This is a genomic window from Ruegeria sp. AB9, from assembly GCF_056542585.1.
Window position 1 is genome coordinate 21723 of record NZ_JBQGAA010000021.1, and the last position, 22493, is coordinate 44215.

General features: G+C 56.3%; 19 protein-coding genes and 4 pseudogenes. 15 read left to right on the forward strand and 8 right to left on the reverse strand.

Annotated features, from left to right (window positions below):
• Positions 1-145: 145 nt before the first annotated feature.
• Positions 146-1201 (reverse strand): tyrosine-type recombinase/integrase, encoded by a 1056-nt coding sequence (locus ACR0K5_RS23265; RefSeq protein WP_480631923.1) that lies wholly within the window; start codon positions 1199-1201, stop codon positions 146-148.
• Positions 1202-1493: 292 nt separating this feature from the next.
• Positions 1494-1889, reverse strand: a pseudogene (locus ACR0K5_RS23270) (IS6 family transposase); the annotation flags it as partial.
• Between ACR0K5_RS23270 and ACR0K5_RS23275 the strand changes: the two are divergent.
• Positions 1878-2003 (forward strand): annotated as a pseudogene (locus tag ACR0K5_RS23275) (integrase); the annotation flags it as partial. The pseudogenes ACR0K5_RS23270 and ACR0K5_RS23275 overlap by 12 nt on opposite strands.
• A 433-nt stretch (positions 2004-2436) precedes the next feature.
• Here ACR0K5_RS23275 and ACR0K5_RS23280 read toward each other — a convergent pair.
• The 3 genes from ACR0K5_RS23280 to ACR0K5_RS23290 all read right to left on the reverse strand — a co-directional run bounded on the left by ACR0K5_RS23280 (position 2437) and on the right by ACR0K5_RS23290 (position 5113).
• Positions 2437-3342, reverse strand: a complete 906-nt coding sequence (locus tag ACR0K5_RS23280) for a hypothetical protein (RefSeq protein ID WP_480631924.1) — start codon at positions 3340-3342, stop codon at positions 2437-2439.
• 221 nt (positions 3343-3563) lie between these two features.
• Positions 3564-3911 carry a hypothetical protein gene (locus ACR0K5_RS23285; RefSeq protein ID WP_480631925.1) on the reverse strand — a complete coding sequence of 116 codons (348 nt, stop codon included), beginning with the start codon at positions 3909-3911 and terminating at the stop codon, positions 3564-3566.
• Positions 3912-4415: 504 nt separating this feature from the next.
• Positions 4416-5113, reverse strand: a protein-coding gene (locus tag ACR0K5_RS23290) for an IS5 family transposase (RefSeq protein ID WP_480631940.1) whose coding sequence is annotated in 2 segments (ribosomal slippage) — positions 4416-4840 and positions 4840-5113 — 699 coding nt in all. Because the reading frame shifts where the segments join, the coding sequence is not laid out codon by codon here.
• Positions 5114-5271: 158 nt separating this feature from the next.
• Between ACR0K5_RS23290 and ACR0K5_RS23295 the strand changes: the two genes are divergently transcribed.
• From ACR0K5_RS23295 to ACR0K5_RS23305, 3 genes and pseudogenes are all read left to right on the forward strand, one after another.
• On the forward strand, positions 5272-5883 hold the full coding sequence (locus ACR0K5_RS23295) for a hypothetical protein (RefSeq protein WP_480631926.1): 612 nt from the start codon (positions 5272-5274) through the stop codon (positions 5881-5883).
• A 222-nt stretch (positions 5884-6105) separates the two neighbouring features.
• Positions 6106-6456: pseudogene (locus tag ACR0K5_RS23300) on the forward strand (STAS domain-containing protein); the annotation flags it as partial.
• Between the two features lie 292 nt (positions 6457-6748).
• Positions 6749-7027: a hypothetical protein gene (locus ACR0K5_RS23305; protein WP_480631927.1), complete on the forward strand. Its 279-nt coding sequence runs from the start codon at positions 6749-6751 to the stop codon at positions 7025-7027.
• A gap of 58 nt (positions 7028-7085) precedes the next feature.
• On the opposite strand, the gene ACR0K5_RS23310 is transcribed toward ACR0K5_RS23305, so the two are convergent.
• Positions 7086-8597 carry a M81 family metallopeptidase gene (locus tag ACR0K5_RS23310; RefSeq protein WP_480631928.1) on the reverse strand — a complete coding sequence of 504 codons (1512 nt, stop codon included), beginning with the start codon at positions 8595-8597 and terminating at the stop codon, positions 7086-7088.
• 47 nt (positions 8598-8644) lie between these two features.
• The gene (locus tag ACR0K5_RS23315) at positions 8645-9343 is read right to left on the reverse strand and encodes a GntR family transcriptional regulator (RefSeq protein ID WP_480631929.1); all 699 of its coding nucleotides are present in this window, start codon (positions 9341-9343) and stop codon (positions 8645-8647) included.
• A 107-nt stretch (positions 9344-9450) separates the two neighbouring features.
• Between ACR0K5_RS23315 and ACR0K5_RS23320 the strand changes: the two genes are divergently transcribed.
• The 9 genes from ACR0K5_RS23320 (at position 9451) to ACR0K5_RS23360 (ending at position 18219) form a co-directional block, all read left to right on the forward strand.
• Positions 9451-10155 carry an RraA family protein gene (locus tag ACR0K5_RS23320; protein ID WP_480631930.1) on the forward strand — a complete coding sequence of 235 codons (705 nt, stop codon included), beginning with the start codon at positions 9451-9453 and terminating at the stop codon, positions 10153-10155.
• Positions 10152-10979, forward strand: a complete 828-nt coding sequence (locus ACR0K5_RS23325; RefSeq protein WP_480631931.1) for a creatininase family protein — start codon at positions 10152-10154, stop codon at positions 10977-10979. Before ACR0K5_RS23320 ends, ACR0K5_RS23325 begins: the two co-directional genes overlap by 4 nt.
• Positions 10955-11938, forward strand: coding sequence for a Bug family tripartite tricarboxylate transporter substrate binding protein (locus tag ACR0K5_RS23330; RefSeq protein WP_480631932.1), 984 nt, complete (start codon positions 10955-10957; stop codon positions 11936-11938). The genes ACR0K5_RS23325 and ACR0K5_RS23330 overlap by 25 nt, the downstream gene beginning before the upstream one ends.
• Positions 11939-12002: 64 nt before the next feature.
• Complete coding sequence (locus ACR0K5_RS23335) at positions 12003-12530, forward strand: hypothetical protein (RefSeq protein WP_480631933.1); 528 nt, start codon at positions 12003-12005, stop codon at positions 12528-12530.
• 34 nt (positions 12531-12564) lie between these two features.
• Positions 12565-14091: a tripartite tricarboxylate transporter permease gene (locus tag ACR0K5_RS23340; RefSeq protein ID WP_480631934.1), complete on the forward strand. Its 1527-nt coding sequence runs from the start codon at positions 12565-12567 to the stop codon at positions 14089-14091.
• Between the two features lie 74 nt (positions 14092-14165).
• Positions 14166-15347, forward strand: coding sequence for a M20 aminoacylase family protein (locus ACR0K5_RS23345; protein WP_480631935.1), 1182 nt, complete (start codon positions 14166-14168; stop codon positions 15345-15347).
• 1 nt (position 15348) lies between these two features.
• Entirely contained in the window at positions 15349-16689 is a 1341-nt protein-coding gene (locus tag ACR0K5_RS23350; protein ID WP_480631936.1) for an MmgE/PrpD family protein, read from the forward strand.
• A gap of 150 nt (positions 16690-16839) precedes the next feature.
• Positions 16840-17853 (forward strand): AbrB family transcriptional regulator, encoded by a 1014-nt coding sequence (locus ACR0K5_RS23355; protein ID WP_480631937.1) that lies wholly within the window; start codon positions 16840-16842, stop codon positions 17851-17853.
• 183 nt (positions 17854-18036) lie between these two features.
• Positions 18037-18219: a hypothetical protein gene (locus ACR0K5_RS23360; protein WP_480631941.1), complete on the forward strand. Its 183-nt coding sequence runs from the start codon at positions 18037-18039 to the stop codon at positions 18217-18219.
• Here ACR0K5_RS23360 and ACR0K5_RS23365 read toward each other — a convergent pair.
• Positions 18197-21076: pseudogene (locus ACR0K5_RS23365) on the reverse strand (Tn3 family transposase). The gene ACR0K5_RS23360 and the pseudogene ACR0K5_RS23365 overlap by 23 nt on opposite strands.
• 159 nt (positions 21077-21235) lie before the next feature.
• Here ACR0K5_RS23365 and ACR0K5_RS23370 point away from each other — a divergent pair.
• Both ACR0K5_RS23370 and ACR0K5_RS23375 read left to right on the forward strand, forming a co-directional pair.
• The gene (locus tag ACR0K5_RS23370; RefSeq protein WP_480631938.1) at positions 21236-21697 is read left to right on the forward strand and encodes an NUDIX hydrolase; all 462 of its coding nucleotides are present in this window, start codon (positions 21236-21238) and stop codon (positions 21695-21697) included.
• Positions 21690-22259, forward strand: coding sequence for a recombinase family protein (locus ACR0K5_RS23375; protein ID WP_480631939.1), 570 nt, complete (start codon positions 21690-21692; stop codon positions 22257-22259). The genes ACR0K5_RS23370 and ACR0K5_RS23375 overlap by 8 nt, the downstream gene beginning before the upstream one ends.
• The last annotated feature ends 234 nt before the right edge of the window (positions 22260-22493 follow it).

The following is a 22493-nucleotide window of genomic DNA, read 5'->3' on the forward strand; positions in this document are numbered from 1 at the left end:
AGGCATGCGCACAGAACTCTTCTGAATGCTCCGCCTCGAGTTGAGCTTTCATAGCGAGCGGTTGGCACAAAAAAGTAGCGGCTTGAGTTACAAGACAGGTAGTGGGAAAGGGTAGGGGGGCTACCTGAAGCAAATGAGTGTAATTTCACCCTAGCAGATCTGTCGCCGGGTTTTCAGCGATGTCGACATCGTCATAATATTTCTGGGCTTGTACGACCGAGCGGTGCAGCGAGAGGCGCATGGCAGCCTGGATTGGGGCGCCGTCCAGTGCAGCTTGGGTCAGGAACCCAGAACGCAAACCGTGCGGCGAGGCGAAGTCCTCCGGCAACCCTGCCAACTGGAGGCGATGTTTGACGATCTGATAGATGGCGTCCGGCGAAAGCCGGCGTTTCAGCACACGATCCGCTTTTGAGACTGGTCTGAACAATGGCCCGTTCTTAATCTGTCCAACCTCGATCCAATGCACCAGCGCCTGGGCTGCGCGGCCTTTCAGCACCAGCCGCGGCGTTTCACCTTTTGCTGTCGTCTTGGTCTCCAGCAGTGAGATCCAGACCAGGCTTTTCTCGTCGAATTCCTTCAGCGAGACGTCTTCAAACATCAACCCGGTGATCTCCGAGCGCCGCCTACCACCAGAAGCCCAGCCCAGCATCAGGATCGCCCGGTCGCGGCAATCCCGCCGGGACCCCCGACAGGTGGTCAGCAACTGCTTGAGCACATCGCGGGTAATCGGGTGCTGCGATTTTGGGGCCGGGGCCCGGGCTGCTGCCCGACGCGCCTTGGCACGGGCTTGCTTCACCTGCGGCGCACCGAAAGGGCTGGTCAGGTTCTTCATTCGATGAAAGGCCAGCCAGGAGGCGATGCGCCGGTCCAGCGTAGAAGGGGCAGGGCAGGCGAGGGACTTGCGCAGCCCCTGAGCAATCAGCGCTTCCGCTGTCTGGCGCGCCACGTCCTCCTCAGGCGCGTCGCTAAGATCGCGGGCATGGTCGAGCAGGAACGCGAGTGCCGTGGCCTCGGATTCCGGCCAGTCCAGCGACGTTGTGAACCGCGCGGACTTCCAGGCGGTGACATAAAGCAGATCGCGCTCATAGGCCCGCAACGTGTTTTCCGGTGTGCCGCGCACATAAAGATCAGTGAGCGCCTCCTGATCTGTGTCCGAGAGGGCAGGGGCGGCGGCGGGGAGATATGGGGCAGGGGGGTTCATGAGGCACATTCTGCGTCCATTTCCCGTTGAAATCAATCAGACATGATAAGGGATACTTATCAAGAACAATATAGGACCTTATGTAGTTGTTAACGTAATGCTCAAAAGTAGATAATATTGCGCATAAAATGAAAAGGCATGATGATGCAAAGAACAACCAGGTTCCGCCGCAAGCTTTGGATCAGGGGATGTCCATTCCATCAGAACCCGAGCATGGTTCTGTTGCGAAGTTTACCGCAGTTCAGAGAAATGTATCCGATCTCCTTTCTTATGCGAGCAGCTCTCTGAATTGTTAAATGGGGCAAAGTCCGGTCGTGAATTGGCCTTTACGGATCATGTGCGCGACCTCGATGCCGGCCAGAGTCGCTGAAGCCGAAGCAAAAGACTTGAAGCCGAGCCTCGGCCGGGTTCGTCTTTTGATGAAACGGTGATCCTGTTCCACAATGTTGTTCAAGTATTTCCGCTTGACCACTTCGATGGGGACCGGGCAGCCAAAGCCTTTCAGCATCTTGTTCAAGGCCTTGATGCCAGCCGTGTTAGCTTCGCTATTGTCGATGACAATCTTTCTCGGAAGGCCGTTGACCGGTGGCATCCGGGCGAAGAATTTGGTGGCGGCGGATTTGTTTCGACGCTGCGAAAGCATGAAATCAAGCGTCTTGCCGTGCTTGTCGACAGTTCGGTAAAGATAGCCGACCTAGTGAGGGATGATCGCGTTCGCGAAAGAGTGTCCGTGATCCAGAGCAAAACCAAGCGACCTGTTCAGTTCGAACTCTCTGAAAACACGCGGGATACCATTGCCGCCCGCTTACGACAGATGTGACCGGCGGCAAGATGTTTAGCGACCGCTTAGAACGGGTCGATTCCGATAGGGGGCAGAATCGTATCATAAGAGATGCTTGCTGGACTTGCGGCACACCAGTTAAGTGTTTTCGGCAATAACGAACGTTGGCTATAAACCAACGATCCGATGTTCAAGAGTCAGGTCAGAATTGAAGCTGCCTACGTCCGAACATAGGCTTTCAGTTCAATGCATCTTTAAACGGTTTAGGTCGCGCGAGAATGCGCAGTGTCGGGTCTGACAGCTCGATGGTGTAAACCTTCACTGGGCGTTTCGGCGGGATGTGTGTCGGCGTCTTTGCCCATTTGAACGGTTCCATCTCCGCCTTCATTTGTTCGCCGAAGAGCCGGAAGGTCTCTTCCTAGGACAATATCTTGTCGTCATCCTTGCTCATGACCTATCCCGCCGCTCTATTGCGCATCTTGGCCGCTTTGCGTTGCTTGGCTTCCATGGCCTTACGCTGCTTGCGGTTCATCTGTGGTCGCGCGGGACGCTTGAGAGTTGGTACAGCAGCAGGTTGCAGATTCAGCGGTTGATTGCGTGGCATGGCCGAAAGCGCTGTTGCTGACAACGGCTGTACAGGGCTACCATCCATCACCATTGGTGCAGGCATATGAGGGCGGCGGCTCTCCCATTCGCCAGCCTTGTAAATATCTGCAACGGTTGTTCCAGACGCTTGAAGAACGAAATCTTCCGGCTTGGGGAGGGTTGCGCCATGCTCCCAGACAAGGGGCGCGGGGGCAGCGTCATCAAAGCGGATCAGCTCGTCGTCACCGATAATGCCGCCCTTGGCCTCGATCACATCGGCCACGCATTGCGAGGTTTTACCATCGACAATGAAGCGCGTGCCCAAGCGAATGCGCCCACGCTCCTTCTCAACGAGAATGCCGTCTTTGCGCTCTTGTGTGATCGCCCAGACAAAACCGTCGCGCGGATCGCCAACAGGCACGTTGGTCGCGGCGCGGATGTTCTTGCCTTCGACGTTCTGGATCATGCCATCGTCGCGCAGGATATCGAGCAGGCATTCGAATTTGTCAGTTTTCTTGCTGTCAGGGCGGAAATAGACGTGGCCGGGGGTCACGCGCGTGCCGAAATAATCGAGCAGAATTTTGGACTCATTCTCGAAAGTCCGGGTGACTCGTCCCGGCATGAGGTTGTCGTTCTTGTCGAAGGACACAACAACGTCGCCCTTGCGGATCATCGCAATCGGTTTCTTCCAAATCTTGGCGCGCACGGCGTCCTGATCGAAGATTTTGTTGGGATTGGCCGGATCAGGCGTGAACTCGGGATCGAGCGGCCACATGTCGATGGGGGTTTCAGGGCCGAAGCACTCAGGCCCCACATCTGGGATATTTGGATGGTACCCAAATCGCTCATTGTATTCCCAGCCAGGAGCGGGAAGGCCAAAAACATCATCAGCTATCGGAGTAGTTACTCCGTATCCTCGGGCATTCGCTATCGCAATAGCGTTGTCATGTACAAGGCGTCCGAATGCGTTGCTGTTGTGGATGTATTGATCGACCTCTAAATTTCGTGAGCCACCAAAGAGCCTGCTAAAATACCTCCTGTGGATGGTAGTTCATACCCACCACCGCGGACCCATTGTTCTTGAGCGGCTTCTGACGCCTGTGCAAGAATTTGCTCTGCTTCCCCTTGGGTCAATCCAGAAATAAATGTCTGAGGGTTCGCATCTACGAGTCGTTCTTCAGCAGATTGGAAAGTGACACCTATTTCACCACCTCTTACGAGCTCGACGGTAGCACCCCTCGTCCCACCAGGACCATAAACGCCAATGGAAGTGTGATTAAAACCAGTTGCCGTGCCAGCAAATTCGACTTCATCCGTTTCAACTCGAAGCGACCATTCCGACATTTTGCTAACTTTCTTTTTTTATTGAATAAGGACCCAATACGTATTGTTCTCTAAGTGGTTCGTCAGTTCACGATCTCGAAATATCCAAAGATATCTATATGAATGAATAATTTTGATAAACCCCCAAAGATACCGATCTTCGTGCTTTGACGAGATTAGAAAAGAGCAGCGCACTTCTTCACAGTTTTCAGTCATGTTTTTGGGGGCATTGGGATAGTAGAAAAAGAGCGACACAGTAGGGTTTCCACTTGTATCCCGAAACCGGTCGTTGCGGTACTCATACTGTGTATAGTTGAAGTGATGCTTTTCCAACTCATGAACAATGGCGTCGATATTTTCCCCAACAGAGAAATATTCGCCCAGTGTTGATTGAAATTCGTCGGGCCTGTTCACATTCCACGAGAAGGCCGCGACAGCTACGAGTATCAAAAAGGCCCCAAAAAACAGTGTCCGCTTCACAAATATACTACCACGATTCTGATCGGTTGGTTGTAGGGTCAGGATTCATAACCAATAGATGACGACAGCGGCGAGAGCGATGGCCGATAGGAAGACCTTTGGGCATCGGTCATAGCGGGTCGCCACACGCCTCCAATCTTTGAGCATGCCAAACATGATTTCAATGCGGTTTCGCCGCTTGTAGCGGCGCTTGTCGTATTTGACCGGCGTCTTTCGTTGCTTTCGCCCGGGGATACAGGCTCGTATCCCCTTGTCTTGCAAGGCTTCTCTGAACCAGTCAGCGTCATAACCGCGATCCCCGAGTAGCCATTTGACGTTTGGCAGGCCACTGAGCAGTGCCCGTGCGCCGACATAATCGCTCACCTGTCCGGCGGTGACGAACAGGTCGATCGGTCGTCCCAGGCTGTCGCACATGGCATGTAGTTTGGTGTTCATACCGCCCTTGGTGCGACCGATCAGGCGACCGCGCGCCCTTTTTTGGCGGCCATACTGGTCGCCGTTCGATGTGCCTTCAGGTATGTCGCGTCAATCATCACGGTCTGCTTCTCGCCGTGTTCCGCAGCCAAACCGGCCATCATCCGAGCGAAAATGCCTTTCTCGCGCCAACGCAAGCCATTGCGATTGATGAAGATAATCCCGCTCAGAACCCTCCTGTCGTCGACCCTTGGCTTGCCGTGCGACTTAGGGAAAAAGGGCGCCAACTTGGCCATCTGCTCGTCGTTCAGCCAGAAAAGGTCGCTTATGTCACCGCTCCGTTTTCCAACTCGTGAATCACGCAGCGCAGCCGAAATCAATGCATCCTGACCCTAAATTGAAAGATGTCGCTACAAGAGACAGTTCGATATAGGGTCAAAACACTATTCACTTTTCCCAATCGCATTTGATCAAATCTCATTAGCTCATGGCCAGCAACCACAAAGTTGATGCCAACACCTGTTCGAAGCTGCGGAGGCAAACGTTCTACTTGGCCTCCGCAGCTTCGAACAGTCGTTTGCAAGAAGCTGGGATCAGGTTTTTTGTCACTTTTGTTCATGTTTGGCTTGCCGGGTCCAAGCGGGCTGCAGCCACAATTTGTCGAGCAAGCATCATTAATTCGTATTCATTTGCGTTAGTTGCGTTTGGAGTACTACAGGTTCAGGCGGAGGAAGGTGAACTCAACAAGTTCAAGGATGAATTTTCTAATTGCGTAGAAACACTACGTTCAGAATCTGACGACGTTACGAGCTCGGTTATCCGATGCGCATCGCCAGCAATGTCCCAATGTATTTCGTCAGATGACACATGGGGTTGTTTTGACGATTTGGCAAGTGAACTACGAGCCTTCAACCGAACACTTGAAAGCAAGTTGACCATGACCTTGAGCAATGGAAGCCGAACCGTGGCGCAGGGGCAATTAAAACGAAAAATGACTCAAGACGATTGTGCTGAACGCCTCACACCAGAAGCACTTCCTCAATGCCTTCTGACATCCGAACTTGGATATACAGCCTATCTTCTGGATTTAGAGAAATAATAGTCTTTGAGAAACAAAATTCAGGTATGATCGATGAACGAGATTTTGGAAGATGCCCATCACGCTGCGCAGGATGTACTAGAAGAATTTGCAAGACTGAGGTTAGAGAAAGCTATTGAAGAAGCAAATGAAGATGGTTTGATCACCCCAGAAGAGCAGCAAAATATTGATAGGGCCGAGAGAAAGTACAACGCAATTGAGCATACAAATAACTCAATGGATATCCTGCGCCGAGTAACCGAAGGCTGTAGGGTGTATCATGTGGTCCTGATGTTTTCGGCAGTGAACGAGGTGGATTATTCCGCGCTTGAAAGTCTTGAGGCGATCAGTCGCCGTCTATCCGATATGGGTGTCGGCCTTCACTTGTCCGAGGTCAAAGGCCCGGTAATGGACCGTCTGAACCGCGCGCATTTCCTGGAACACCTGAATGGTAAAGTGTTCCTGTCGCAATACGACGCCTGGCTCAGCCTGCGCTCTCAGGGCGGAGCGGCTCTGGTGGTAGAGGAAGGTCTAATGCAAACGCTACACTCCGCTACCGCGACGTCCGAGGTTCTTAATCCGAATTCGTCCTGATAGCCGGGGCCAATTTGGTGATAAGGCGCTTCGTCGGTAGGATAGTCGCCGGAAGACCTTCTGTCGTGTTTGTATCACTCGAGAGTGATAGATTAAGAAGTACTGTAGTAAAGTGGAAGCGGACTCAAAGTAGTGAGCATAAAAGAGTTTTGCGCGCAATGAGGCTGAAGCCTAGGATTTTTTGGGCATTGAAACTCCTCTAGCGGTTAAGCTATCGATAAGTACGCATAGGCAGTTTTGAGACTCGCGTTTGGGGTCTCGAAAATGTCAGAGTCCTTTGGAGCGTTCAAAGATGCTGAAACATACCCTTATGTTATCTGCACTTAATCTCGTGGTGGCCTGCGCGGACAATCCAGGTCAAGCTGCGACAACCGCGTCGTGGGAACAGGCTGTCGACCTGATCAACAGTGGCGAGGTGGTCTCGGCGGTTCAGACACACAACCGCCTTGTGACACTCAACATGCGAGACGGATCGGTTGAGACAACGGTGGAACCCGAGCTTGATGATCTGTTCGATGTGATCCGCGACTGCGGCAGCCCATGTGACACTATCGCGCTGGCCTCAGAGTAGCCCAGATCGGCATTAAAAGCAGATCATATGGGGCTTGCTTAAAGGGCTCAAAAGCGCTCTATTGAACACCTGCTACAAAGCCTTCGGTATCAACCGCCCAGTCTACGCTAGGGTCGATCGGATGGATAGGGCGCGGCGTTTTCTTAAAGTCTATGCGAGACAACTCGGGAGAAGTCAGGCCCGGACCGTCGATTTCTATGACACGGTCAGGTGTGAAAAACTCGTCGAACCCAGCCCTGAAATGGCCGCGGGATTTGACGACGATGGTGTTGAAGTTTGCGATGCCTAAGCCAAACCGCTCTAAGAAGGCCGGCTCGCAAAGCTGGCGACGAATGCTCGAAACGATGATCATGACGCCCTTGCATCGAAGAAGCGCGCATCGGCCAAGGTCTTGCTGGCCGCCGGCATAAAGGCCGCGTCGGCAATTCACCGGGCCATCGGCCAGTTTCACGACGTCGACATCCGCCGTTAAGTTGCCGGATTGAGTATCGGATTCAGAACGATTGAAACGGGCCCGAAATCTTGTGCCCTCGCCATATTCCGCAGCTTCAGCGGCGAGATCGGGATCAAAGAGCATTCCGACAAGAGCGTTTTCCACCTCTGCGTCGAGCATGGCCTGCAGTATGGCCAGCGTGTTGCCGCGACCTCCGCCTCCCGGGTTGTCGGCCACGTCTGCATAAATACGAGCGGTACCCCTATCCGACATCAGGCGAACGGAATCGTCGATCGAGGTCAGGTTGATCCGGAACTCATGACGCGCTTCCCAAAACGCCTGACCGATTGCGCGCGCGGTTTTCAGCGCGACTGATGAGGTGTCCGCCGTGACCGTGACATTTACTCCGGCCTTCGACGAATCCCCGACGGAAAAGCCTGCGCATAACGACACGTTCCAGATCGGGTCGACCGCCTGCGCCACCGCCTCTGTCATCAGCCGCCCATATGGTCCACCTGTCGTATCCTGCGTGGTCGACGGCGGGATAAAGGGCAGGCGGACCAAGGCACGGCCTGTTTGTTCTCCAGTCAACAGCCGCTTCATGGAAGCGGCGGCTTCCTGTCCCCGTTCGAACTGATCCACGTGAGGATTGGTTCGATATGCGGCGATAAAATCCGCCCCTTCGATCATGGCCGGGCTGACATGGGCGTGTAGATCCAGCGTCACCACCAGCGGCACACTCGGTCCGATGATCTCGCGGATCAGGGAGATCAGCGTCCCGTCAGGGTCTTCGTTATTGGTTGCGACGCAGGCCCCGTGCGCGTCCAGATAGACGCCATCCACATCAGGCGGAAGCTGGTCACGCACCGCTTGCAACAATTCATCGAAGAACGGGCCGTCCATCATTCCGCCAGCGCCTGCGAATGCCGCAAAGACCGGCACGGGGTCAAACGGCCCAAAATCCTCCCTGAACCCTCTGATCCCGGCCGAGGCGAGGGCAGGTCGTTCCGCGAGGTCGCGAGCGAAGTCTGCGCCAATGGCCAGACGTTGCGCGGCAAAATCCGCGCGCGTAGTTATCGGCGCGGCACGATTGCTTTCCAGATGGAAATGGATCAGGGCGATACGGGGCAGGGTCATGGCTTTAGCTTTACCTTGTGCGGGGTATGGGTAACTCAGGTCCGCGACTACCGACCTTCCAGTGCGATAAGCAGATCGGTCCGTGATCTTGAGCGATGTTTCGTTAGCAAATCCGCCGCTTCTTCGGCGCGACGTTCCATCGCCAGACCCATGATCTGCGCGTGTTCTTCATCAACCAATTGGACGTATTCGGGTTCGAATATCCTCTTGGGCAGCAGAATCCGGCGGTACCGCTCGGAATGCAGGCTGAGTGTTCGGATAAAGAACTGATGCCATTCCGAGGTATGGGCTCCGATCAGGGCCAGATGGAATTCCCGGTGGAAATACTCCCGCTCGATCAACGAGGTTCCTTCCCGCGCGCGCTCGCGTTCCAGCCTGTGAAACGCCAGAACCATGCGTTCTTCCCACTCGGTATCCCCATGCTGGATCGCCTGAACGAAGGCCTTCGATTCCAGCTGGTCCCGTAGGTCGAGCACTTCGACCAGATCCTCGGAGGACAGATCGCGGACGCTGAAACCGGTCATGCCTTTGGTTTGCACGAATCGCTCGCCCGCAAGCCGGTTCAGGACTTCGCGGCAGGAACCGGTGGAGCCACCATACTCGGATGTCAGTTCGCGCACTTTCAGCTTTTGCCCCGGTTCAAGCTTTCCCGACCGGATGTCCTCGAGAATCGAATCATAAATTCGGTTCGTTATCGGTTCTTTGGCGGTTGAGGTCGCGGAGGTGGGCAAAATATCTGTGCGCATTCCTAGTGTTTAACATGCGATCGGGCATTAGAAAATAGTCGAATTTGAAATTATTGACCGATAATTATGTTTCTGATACAAATCTACAGATCATCGAAATAATAGAAATGTTCGAACAAATGACTGGACACTACGACATAGCCCCCATGCCGGACCAGATCGACGGTGAAATCTTGTCGATGCTGTCCGGTGTTTCGGTTGCAACGGTCGGTCATCTGACCTGGACCGGCTTTCTTGATCATCACCGCATCACGCCGCGTCAGTCCGACAAACGCATCATGGGAACAGCCGTGACGCTGCGGTTGCCCACGCCGGATTCGACTCTGTTGCATTACGCTTCGGGGCGGGTGCGCCCCGGCGACATCGTCGTGATTGATCGGGCAGGGGATACCCGTCTGGCCTGTCTTGGCGGCAATGTTGCCTATGGGCTGGTGCAGGCGGGCGCGGCGGGTGCGATTGTTGATGGCCCGATCTGCGATCCCGACGAAATCCGCGAACATGACTTTCCGGTCTGGTCCTATGGTGTTTCGCCCATCACCACGCGTCGGACCGGTCCGGCTGGCAGCCTGAACCTGCCCGTAAACTGCGGCGGCGTTGTGGTTCATGCCGGCGATCTGATCATGGCCGACGATAGCGGGGTGATCTGTATCCCCCGCGCCCAGGCCGCAGAGCTCGCCAAAGCAGCGGCGACAAAAGAAGACACAAGCACCCAACGCCGTGCCGTCATGAAGGCCGGGGCCACGCTTGGCGCCTTGTCCGGTGCCGACGATCTGGTGGCGCAACACGCCGTGACAGTGGAGACAGCGCAATGACTGATCTTGCAGCAACCACCATTCTGAACGCGCGCGCAGCCGTCGCCGCTGACAAGCCCTTTCTGATCCCGGTCGGTTCGACCGAGCCGCACGGGTGTTTTACACCTATGGGGGATTACCGATTGGTCGATGAGTTGGCGAAACGTCTGGCCGAGGCGACAGGTTGCATTGCCGTGCCGACGCTGCCCTTTGGCCATGCCACCTATTTTCGGAACGCCCCTGCAGGCATCGCCCTGTCGGCCGAGACATTTGCCGCCGTATTCTCAGAGATCGTGGAGGGACTTATTCGGGACGGCGTTCGGAATATCCTCGTCCTGAACGGGCATGGCGGCAATTCCGGGATCATCGCCAATCAGCTTCGGTTGGCGCGTGCCAAGCACGGCATCATCATTCCGTCGGTTAATGTCTGGGGCAAGTTCGATGACGACGTGTGGAGCCGCGCGCAGCCCGAATTCGGTATACGCGCCAAAGGCCACGGGACCGAACCGATGGGCTCGCTCAGCCGCTATCTGTTCGCCGATGACTGCCCGCAGCAGCAGGACGTGTATCGTGAGGGCAAGGGCGAGATGAACGGCATCCCTCTCGTTTCCCTGCATCAGGGCAAGTTCGAAGATCTCGACATTAACCTACCCGTTTATGCTGAGGACATCAGCGAAGACGCAAAAATCAACGGTGAAAACGTGCCGTTCAGTGCCGAGGCGGGCAAGATCTTCTTCGATGACATTCAGCATAAGCTCACCCGCTTTGTAGATGCTTACTTCAACTTCAATTCTGCGCATACCAATCAAGGGAGAACACCATGTACAGAACACTTAAAAGCGTAGTTGCAAGCGCGACAATCGCGCTGGCGGCTATGGCCGGTGCGGCAACTGCCGCCGACAACTTCCCGAACGGGCCGGTCACGATCGTCGTGGGCGCAAAACCCGGCGGCGGGCTTGATACATTGTCACGTATTTTTGCTCCGGCGCTGACCGAAGCGTTGGACAACCAGCCCATCGTCGTGGCGAACCGTCCGGGTGCGGGCCAGTTGATTGGTCTGAAATTCACCAAACCTGCAAAGCCGGATGGCCAGACCGTCGTGATGATCTCGGGCTCGGCCATGATCGCGACGATGGTGAAGGAAACCGGCGTTGACGTTCTGAACGACTTCAAACCGGTCGCTCACGTCGCAGTAGCGAACCTGGCTGTTGTTGCGCCCAAGGCGCGCAACCTGAACTCAGTTGCCGATCTGAAACAAGCCATTCTGGAGGCCGATGCAGCGGGCGAGCAGCTTCGCTGGGCCCATACTGGCAAGGGGTCGATCACCGATGTCGCCATGACCAGCTGGCTGCTGGCCAACGATTTGCAGGACAAGGTGCAGGACGTACCGTTTGCAGGCGGCGCCCCGGCCCGTGCCGCAATCATCGGCGATCAGGTGGCCTTCGGCGTGGTGGGTACGCACCACTATCTGGCCAACCTCGACACCATGAGCGCCATTGGTGTTATGGCTGAAGAACGTGATGGTCTGGCCCCCGACATGCTGTCCTTCGCCGAACAGAACACCGAGTTCGTTGCGATGCCAGCGCCCTATCTTGTTCTGGCACCGAAGGACACGCCGGACGAGGTGATCGAGGAACTGACGGCTGCGTTCAAATTCGCCATCGAAGACCCGGCGACGCAGGAAAAAGTCAAGAACGCGAATCTGAATGTCGTGTTCATGGACAGTCCGCAAACTCATGAGCACATGAAAACGCTCATGGACGCATGGCGCCCGACGACCGACGCGGTCGCAGGCTCGCTGTAAGAGCATCTTGATCAGGACCAGAGGCGGTGCGCTGCCTCTGGTCAACGGAAATAGGGAGAGAGAGATGCCTAAGTGGCTTGACGGCGAGATCCTGTTCGGGATCTTCATGATCGTTGTTTTTCTGGCGGGCGCGTATGATTTGCTGTCCGTTGGTGGCTTGGCCGGAATCGCGCAGGACAGCGGCGTTGCCTTTGCACTGGCCATCATCGTCCTGTCGGTCATCCTTTTGGTCGTCGTTATCCTGTCGCCTGCTGCACGTGCCAGTCTGGAAGAGCGCGAGGACCCGGATGCCTATTTTCCTTTCATGACAAGGCGCGGTGTTCTGATTGGGCTGGTGGGCTGTGCCTATCCGATCCTCTTCTGGGCCGCCGAATACATCATCGCCACTACCATCGTGGGCTTTGTCGCGGTCAGCCTGTTTACCGGAGAGTTCGGTCGCAAGCAGGCAACGATTGCCGTGTGTTTCACCCTGTTTTCCTACCTTCTGTTCTTCTTTTTCCTAGGCATCACCGAAGGCGACGGCGCGCTGATTTCGACCGGGTTGAACGACAAGGTGCCCACATGGCGCCGAGACTTCTTTGCCGCGTTTTGAACGCATCTGAAGACCGATCAAGAGGACCTAGAATATGTCTCCATTCCTGGAAGGTATGTCGGCGTTCATCACCAGCCCCAGCGCGGTGATTGTTGCCATCATTGGCTCGGTTGCGGGTATTCTCGTCGGCGCCGTGCCCGGGCTTAGCGGTACAACCGCCGTTGCCCTGCTTTTGCCCTTTTCGTTCTATCTGGATCCGCTGATCGCGTTAATCCTGATGTATACGATCTCTAAATCATCGGATTTCGGCGGCTCGATCCCCGGAATTCTCTTCAACACTCCCGGAACCCCTTCCGCCGCTGCGACCATGATCGAAGGTCATCCGCTGGCGCGGAAGGGCTACCCGGTCAAAGCGCTGCGCGCGGCCACGGCGGCGTCGGCAACGGGCGACTTCTTCTCGGAATGCCTGCTGATCTTTGGCGCGGCCTATCTTGCAGTTTACGCCGTGAAAATCGGGCCGCCCGAGCTGGTGACAATCTATATTCTGGCCTTTGTGGTGATCTCGTCGATCATTGGTGAATCGATGATCAAAGGTATCATCAGCACCTTATTCGGCATTACGCTCGCTTTGGTTGGGTTCGACCCGATCTCGGGCAACCTGCGTATGACATTCGATCAGTTGCCGCTGATGGATGGCTTGCCGCTGGTGCCAGCTCTGATCGGCATCTTTGTGGTTGGCGAAGTGTTCCACCGTTTCGACGTTCGGGATTTTGGCGCGACCTCGCACAAGGATCAAAAGAACCAAAAGAACGAAGTCAGCAAACCGGATGATACCTTCGGCCTTGCGGATTATCTGCGGGTTCTGCCGACGATCATACGGTCCATGTTCATCGGAGCCTCGGTCGGCATGTTCCCCGGCATCGGAGCCTCGGTCGCGTCGTTCCTGTCCTTCGGCGAGGCCAGACGGCAGGCCAAGCCCGATGACGAATGGGGCGATGGCGAGGTCAAAGGCGTTGCAGCGTCAGAGGCCGCCAACAACGCCACCTCGGGCGCGAACCTTATCCCGCTGCTGACGCTGGGGATTCCTGGCTCGACACAGGCGGCGCTGCTGGCTGGTGCGATGTTGATCCATGGCATCACCGTCGGGCCGCAGGTCTTCACCGAGGATGCAAACCTGATCTATGCGCTGTTCAGCGCCGGTCTGTTCTGTATTGTCGCCTACTTCGTCGTGGGCTTCTGGTTCAGCCCGATGATCGGACGGATCATTCTGGCGGTGCCTGCGCGGATCACCTATTCGCTGATCCTGATGATCTCGGTCTCGTCGGCGTATGTGCTGCACTCGTCGTTGTTCGACGTGTGGATCATGGTTCTGTTCGGTGTCCTCGGCTATCTGTTCCGGCGCTATCACTACAACATCCCGGCCTTCATGATCGCCCTGCTTCTGGGCGGCGGCATGGAGCGTGCGGTGCGTCAGACCCAGCTGCTTGCCAATGACGGCCTCTGGATCATCTTCCAGCGCCCGATTTCGCTGACGATCCTGATCCTCACAGTTGTCATGATCATCATGCGGATCAGAAAAGCCCGGATGAACAAGGCGCTGGCCGCCATTCAGGACGATTGATCCCAACACGGGCATTTGCCCTCTGCCAAACGCAGGCAGAGGGCAGAGCCTTTTCAAACGCTCGAGGTTTTCTTATGGCCATTCCCGCTGAAATTACCGACTTTGCCGACGAAATGACCGGCTGGCGTCGACATCTCCATGCCCACCCCGAACTGGGGTACAAGGAATTCGAAACCTCGGATTTTGTCGCCCGCCACCTGACGGAATGGGGCATCCCGTTTGAACGTTTGACCGAGACCGGCATCGTCGCGACTCTGCGCGCGGGCGAAGGCAACCGTGCGGTTGCCCTGCGCGCCGACATGGACGCGCTGCCGATGGAAGATCAGGGAGACGCGCCCTGGGCTTCGACCGAGCCGGGGGTCATGCATGGCTGCGGCCATGATGGGCATACCGCTACGCTGCTGGGCGCGATGAAATACCTGTCGCAGACGCGCCGGTTCACCGGCACCGTTCATGCGATCTTTCAACCCGCCGAGGAGGGGCTGGCTGGCGCCAAAAGCCTGCTTGATGCAGGCCTGTTCGAAAAATTCCCAGCCGACATGGTGTTCGGCCAACACAACGACCCATTATTGCCCGAAGGCGTGATGAGCGTGGTCAAAGGCCCGACAATGGCGGCGTCCGACCGGTTTTACATCACAGTCACGGGCAAGGGCGGGCATGCCGCTCGTCCGCATCATACCGTCGATCCGCTGATCGCGGGCGCGCAGGTTGCTTTGTCGCTGCAGACGATCCTCTCGCGCCGCATCGATCCGCTGGAGAACGGCGTGATCTCGGTGACGCAGTTTCATGCCGGAACAACAGGCAATGTGATCCCCGAAGTGGCCGAACTGCAAGGCACTGCCCGCAGCCTGACACCCGAGGTTCAGGACGAATTCGAAAGGCTGATTTCCGAGGTTGCTCGCAACGCGGCGGCAACGATGGGAGCCGAGGTCGCTGTCGATTACCGACGCGGCTATCCGCCGGTGATCAACGCAGATGCGCCGACTGATTTTGGCATGGACGCCGCCATCGCTGTTGTTGGTGGCGACAATGTAATGATGAAGCGACCACCGGCGATGGGTGGCGAGGACTTTGCCTTTTTGGCACAAGCGCGCCCGGGTTGCTTTGCGCGGATCGGTACCACCAAACCTGGTGAAACGGCCGTACCACTGCACAATCCGCGTTACGATTTCAATGATGACGTTCTGCCCGTCGGCGCGGCCTGGTTTGCCGAGGTCGTCGAGAACGTGCTGGCCCCGACCAGCATGCCCAACTGACATGAGCACAGTTCTGGAACGTATGGCGGATTGGTGCATCTCATACCAATCGACAGAACGTCAACGCGCGCTTGCAGCCGATGCGATCACGGACACGGTCGCATGTATGTATCTGGGGCGCAATGACCCGGCGACCCGCAGCGTTCGACAGGCTTACTTGTCGGGGTCGAATCAGGACGGCCCCGCGCGGCTCATTGGCGGCGGGCGGTCAGACGCTGCAATTGCCGCAGCGATCAACGGTACGGCAGCTCACGCACTGGATTTCGACGATAATTTCCGACCCGCCCTCAGCCACGCTTCTGCTGTTTCGGTTCCGGCATTGCTGGCAATCGGCGATGAGCTGAACGCATCCGGCGTACAGGTCGTTGAGGCTTATCTGGTCGCGTTACAGGTGCAAGGTCTGATCGGTGCGGGTGTCGTCCCCTCTCACTACACCGCTGGCTGGCACAGCACGTCGACAATCGGCACCATCGGAACAGCGGCTGGCGTGGCTTCGATGATGGGGTTTGATCGCGCGAAAATCGTTCACGCGATGTCGCTGGCTGTCAGCTTCGCCTCGGGCAGCAAAGCCCAGTTCGGAGCGCCCGTCAAACCGTTCCACGCGGGAATGAGTGCAAAGAATGCTATCGAGGCCGCCCGTCTGGCGCGGGCGGGTCTGTCCGGGCACGCCGATATCATTGAGCGCGGGCAGGGCTTCTTGGAGCTGTTTGGTGGCAAAGAACCGCGCGGATATGCCGAACTCAAGATGACGCCAGACATGCCCCACTATATCGAGACCGCCGGTGTCATGCCAAAGCGGTTCGCCTGTTGCGGCTCAAGCCATATGGCCATCGACATGGCGCTGGATCTGCGCGACGAAGGGGTTATCAACCCCGAGAACATCGCGGACATCTCGGTCAAGGTACGTATCGCGAACTATCGGAACATGCCGTTTACGCATCCGAAAAACGAAATGGAAGCCCGGTTTTCCATGTCCTATAGCATCGCACGCGCGGTGCGGGCGGGCCGGTTGAGTGTCATGGATTTCACTCCGGAAGGCGTGGCGAGCCATGCAGGCGAACCGCTGCTGGACCGTATCAAGATGACCCACTACACGGCTGAAGAGGAAGCAGCCGAAGACTTTTTGCCGCATATCCTGACCGCGACACTCGTGGATGGTTCGAAAGCCGAGCGGGTTAGGCGTAATCCAAGAGGCAGCATCACCGAGCCATTTTCCGAGACGCAGAAACGAGAGAAATTCCTCGATTGTATAGGTGGTCATGAAAATGCGGATGACCTCTACGCACTGTTACAAGGTATTGCGACGCTAAAGTCGCTGGACGACCTCACCCCTCTTTTTTGATGACGTCGCCTGATCTTCAAGCACTTCATTCTGCGACAGGCTAGATGTTAAGTGGTGATCGGGGCCAAATAGCGAAAGCCAGTCTCGTGTCCCTGAGTTCACAGTTTTGAAAGGCGGAAAGTTCATGAAAGCCCCCGCGAAACTCCAGCGATGACGGTCGTTTTGACCTTAGCAGTTGGTCTTGCTGGCGTGGCCGGGTTTCACTTGCTAGATCTACCCTTGCCCTGGTTGCTAGGCCCTATCTTCGCCTGCCTTATAGCGGCTGCTTTCGGGATGCCGTTGCGTGAAATTGCGGCCGTGAAGAAATCCATGCGGACCATCTTGGGCGTCGCGGTCGGTGCGACCTTGACACCTACGGTTTTGGCAAGTTTCCCGTCGATGTGGCCGACACTGGCGATGATCCCGGTCAGCGTGGTATTGATCGGCGTAATCGGCGTGCCCTATTTCCGGCGGGTCTGGGGATATGACATGTCGACAGCATATTACGCGGCGATGCCCGGCGGGCTTCAGGACATGCTGGTTTTTGGTGAAGAGGCAGGTGGAAACGTACGGACACTGTCTCTGATCCATGCAACACGTGTGCTGCTGATCGTGACAGCTCTGCCGTTCATTCTCGAGATCATTTGGGATGTCGAACTCAGCAACCCCCCCGGAGCGCCTGCCGCATCGATCCCGCTGCAGGAATTACTGATCATGCTGGTTTGTGCCATCGCAGGCTGGTGCATCGCGGAACGGGTCGGGTTGTTCGGAGCGTCAATTCTCGGCCCGATGGTCGCAGCCGCGATTGCGGCTCTGACCGGGTTTCTGCACTTTCGCCCGCCTGCCGAGGCGGTTTGGCTGGCGCAGTTCTTCATCGGGCTGACCGTAGGTGCAAAATACTCGGGCGTGACGCGCGCCGAAGTTCAGCGCGACCTTGTGGCCGGGGTGGGCTTCTGCCTGGTTCTGATCGCGTTGACCTTCGCGTTGGTCGAGTTCGCGATTATCCTTGACCTTGCACCGGGACGCGAGGCCCTACTGGCTTTCGCACCGGGCGGGCAGGCGGAGATGGCCGTGCTGGCGCTGATCGTCGGAGCAGATGTCGCCTTCGTGGTTACGCATCACGTGTTCCGGATGGTGCTTGTTATAGTAGGTGCTCCTTTGTTGATTGGGTTCGCTAAGAAGTAATTCGCCAACCCAACTTCCTTAGTTGTTAAAAGCCCAGAGCAGAAAATGCGGAAGCTTTCCGGTGGTTCCTAGATTTTGACATATGCTATCATGGTAGACCTTCGACTTCGCGTCATGGATCAGTTTCACTTCAATACTACGCTCGCGTTCTCTGCCAGAAACCGCCGTATCTGAGGTTCGATCTTGGAGCTGGAGTTTGAAAAAACACCGGTTTTACCGATCTCCTCCCGTGCCGAGGACGCACTTCTAATTCGCTTCCAAATGATTGGTGATGAAAACGGTGCGAGTGGGGTCTGTTCCGGCTGGGGGCAGAATGACACCTTAAGGTCGGATGTCATCGATTTTACCACCTGTATTCGCCCGTGAGCAGGATATGTGCCCATCCAAGCGGCGAGATATGGGAGAGAAGCTCTGGTGAACCATCGAGACCTGCGCATTTTCGGGCGGTGACTGCGTGGCCGAGGTGCTTGGTGTTTCAATAGATGATGATAGCGGCCAGCAGGTTGAGACCTGCCATGCGGTAGTGTTGACCCTCGGCAGTTCTATCGCGGATTTCGCCCTGACGACCAATACGCAGGGCATTTTTCAAGGCGTGGTGCGCCTCCCCCTTATTCAGACCAACATTGGCACGTCGCTGCATATCGGCATCGAGCAACCAGTCGATGATGAACAGCGTGCGCTCTATGCGCCCGATTTCCCGGAGCGCCAGGGCGAGTTCGTGCTGACGCGGGTATGATGCGAACTTCCGCAAGAGTTGGCTTGGCGGCATGACGCCTGCCGCCATCGTGGCGAGAGCGCGGAAGATGTCGGGCCAATTCTCGGCGATCAGTTTTTCTCTGACCTTGCCGCCGACTTGGCCACGCAATTCCCTTGGCGCATTGGCTGGATCGAAGAGATAGAGCCGCTTCGAAGGCAGATCACGTATACGGGGAATAAACCGATACGACAGTAGTGCGGTGACGGCGAAGACGTGATCCGTAAACCCGCCAGTGTCAGCGTACTGTTCTTTGATTTTCCGACCGACCTCGTTCATCAGTAAACCATCCAAGATATAGGGAGCCTCGTTCACGGTCGCCGGGATGTTCTGGGTGGCGAACGGCCCAAACTGATCGGAGACATGGGTATATGCTTTCAGCCCTGGCTCGGAACCATATTTGGCGTTGATGAGATTCATCGCCTCTCCGTGACGTGCCGTCGGGAAGAATTGCCCGTCGCTGGATGCGGTGATGTCACTGCCCCAGTACTGCGCCACCGGCAATTCCGACTGTGCAGCGATCACCAAGGCGAGAGCGCGGTTGATGGCGTCGCTTTCGATATGCCAACGCGACAGACGCGAGAGCTGGAAATAGTCGTGCGAACTTGTCGCCTCGGCGATCTTGCTAAGGCCAAGATTCAGCCCCTCGGCCAACTGCACGTTCGGCAGCCCGATGCGATCCCTGCAGGGAACGCCGGTACGCAAATGGGTGAAGGCTTCGGTAAATCCGATATCGTCATCCACTTCCTGCAGCAGATCGGTGATCCGAACTGCAGGCAGGCGGCCATAGAGATCGAGTACCAGGGCATCAGCCTCGTCAGGCACGGCCCCGGTCAGCCGGTCTATTTTGAGGATGCCATTTTCAATTGAACCACCCGGGATAGCGCCTGTTCTCGCGGCGTTAGCTAACCTCGCTAGTCCTTCGTGCAGCCATGCCTTTCGGTCGGTCAGCCAGGTTTCCGGCTCAAACGGCATGGTCAGGCGAGGTGTTGTTTGGGCAGCCTCCATCGGCTCGAGCGCCTGTTTTAAGTCGGCATAACGCCGGGAATGCGGGAGCCAGATGTCACCAGACCGGAACGCTTCTCGGATTTGGAACAGCACAGCGACCTCCCAAAGCCGGTTGTCATCGGGCTCCTGGGCATTGAGGTGACGATGCCATTTCGAATTTCGACGCAGGAATGCAGTCTGGCGGGGCGCACTGGCCTGATCTTCGGCGATGATCTTGGCCGCTTTTATCAATGGTGCGGCCACGGGGGCATTCTGGATATCTAGCGCACGCAGCATGCGCGGCGCGTACCGCCGGGACCGGTGATATCCATGAATGACATGTGCCAGGGCATCGGCGGCCATTGTATCGGCCAACTCAGCGGCTGTTGACACCATACTTTCGAGACGCGTCCATCCACAGGCGGTCTCGGTTGCATCATCGAGAGATGCACCGTCCACCTTGGCTTCCAGCAGGGCAGCTCCAAGGTCTTTGAAGGAACGTAATGTCTCCTGCAGCGATGATCTGGCATCCGCGATCCGCGCATCGCATAGTTTCTTGGCATCCCGCCATGTTTTGCCGACGATTCTATCATGGGTCTCGATCACCGCATCAGTGATAGAGGCGGCCCATTCGATTGCGCATACCGCGAGGATCGCCAAACGCCGGTCGCTCGTAATGTCGCGCAGGCCATCTGCGAAGTACCTTTCACCTTGGCGGCGCAGGTGTGTGATCCGGTGAGGTGGAATGCCGTCTAGGACATCATGTGGCAGTTCCAATCGCTGAAGGAATTCCAGCCGATCCAATAGCCGGGACGCCCCCGCCGAGTTGTTACCCACCTCGAACTGGCGCAACCAGACGAACCGGCTGACCTTGCCATCGATGATCTCGGTCAGAAGTGCGTCCAGCCGTTCCTTCGTTTGGTCATCAAGCCTGGCGGCAATCCGGGTTTCTATTCTGCGCTCCGCCGCGACAAGCGCGTCGGCGCACAAACGCTCGATGACCGTGACGCCTGGCAGGATCGTCTGCGTTCGGCGGCACTCTTCGACAAAACTGCGCGCCAGGTCGTCGTTGGACCGGGCCGTTTCGGCCTCTTTCTCAAGCCAAGCCTTGAGACACCGTGCGCCCTGGCCCGAGAACATCCTGAAGCCGTAAATCTGGCGAATGGTGTGCAAATGTTGCTGACGAGTCTGACGCCGCGCGGCATAAGGTAAGATATCGTCACCGGTCAGGCCAAGCTGCGCCGCGATGAAGCGCAAAGCTTTCTCGGGGATAACTTCGTCTGAGGTTAATAGCCGTCCGGGATATCGCAATGCACAAAGCTGCGACGCAAAGCCGATCCTGTTTTCTGATCGCCTTCGGTCGTTGATATGCTCAAGGTCATCATCGGCGAGGGTGTAGTGGTGCAGCATCGACGCGTCGTCGATGGGCAAATCGAAAAGCGCCGAACGCTGGCGCTCGGTCAGGATGGATCGTCTTGGCATGGGGTTGTCCTCAAAAGGGTGTTGATCATTTTGAGACTGCGCATAATATACAGCGCATAATATAAAGACGAATAGTGAGACAGGTTTGGTTGGCAAAACACCGGTTGTCCGAATTGCCCGGAAACCTGCCTCAAAAACGAACAGTTAAAAGACATATCTATGCTCCCGGTCAAAAGCTTCAGCGTTTCGATTTTCATTCTCAAACTCGTTGACTGTGAGGCCAAGGTGCTGCTTCTCCGCCGTACAGGGTACTTGGCAGGTCTGTGGTGTCAGATCGCGGGCGGTATCGAGGCCGGAGAAAAAGCTTGGCAAACCGCGATACGCGAGGTTCGCGAAGAAACAGGCATCGAGCTGTCGGAAATCTGGTCTGCCGACATCCTTGAGCAATTCTACGAGGCAGACAAAGAATGCATCACTTTGGTGCCCGTCTTTGTCAGCACGGTGCCCACAGATACCACCGTCACGTTGAACGACGAACATGACGCCTATGAGTGGGTCAGCTTTGAGAAGGCGAACACTATGCTTAGCTTCCCTGGGCAGCAAAAGGCCTTGGCTGCTGTGAAAGCTGAGTTCGTTGATAAGGAACCAAACCCGCGTCTGAAAATTGAGATGAATGGCTAGGGTGGGCGATATCCTCGGCTATGCGAGAGTCTCGACCGCCGATCAAGACCTGACTAGCCAGGTCATCCGTCTCAAAGATGCCGGGGCCATTCGCGTGTTCGAGGATGTGATTTCCGGCAAGCAGTTCGACCGCCCGGGCTTGTCGGCCTTGATGGACCATGCCCGTCCTGGCGACAGCTTAGCTATCATCCGATTAGACAGGCTCGGACGCTCACTCAAAGAGCTCTTGGAAACCGTCGAAAACCTGAAAGAACAAGATATCGGACTGATCAGCCTCGAAGAGCGGATCGATACCACATCCGCCGCCGGGGAACTGATCTTCCACGTATTCGGAGCCATCGCTCATTTTGAGCGCCGCCTCATCTCAGAACGCACAAAAGACGGCATCGAAGCCGCTAGAGCGCAGGGCCGAAAACCAGGGCGACCACCCCTCGAAGCCGAAACCGTCTTGGCATTGCAAAACCTCGTCCAAGCCGGAATGACCGCCGGACAAGCCGCAAAACAGCTCGGCATCGCAAGATCAACAGCTTACAGATTGATCAAGGAAACAGAGCAGCCCTAGCTAAACGGCCTTAAGGTGTCATTCTGCCCCCAGCCGGAACAGACCCCCATCTGCGCGTCCGTCAGCCAGAAAAGATCAGACATGCTCACCGCTCGTTTTTCGAACCGTGAATCATGCCGCTGCACGAAAATCAATGGGTCCCGACCCTAGGTTCTGGACCCATTAATTTGGTTGCCGTCATCTCGGCTGCGTGATTCAAACCCTTGAGTTTCAGGGGTATAACATGAGTAATCT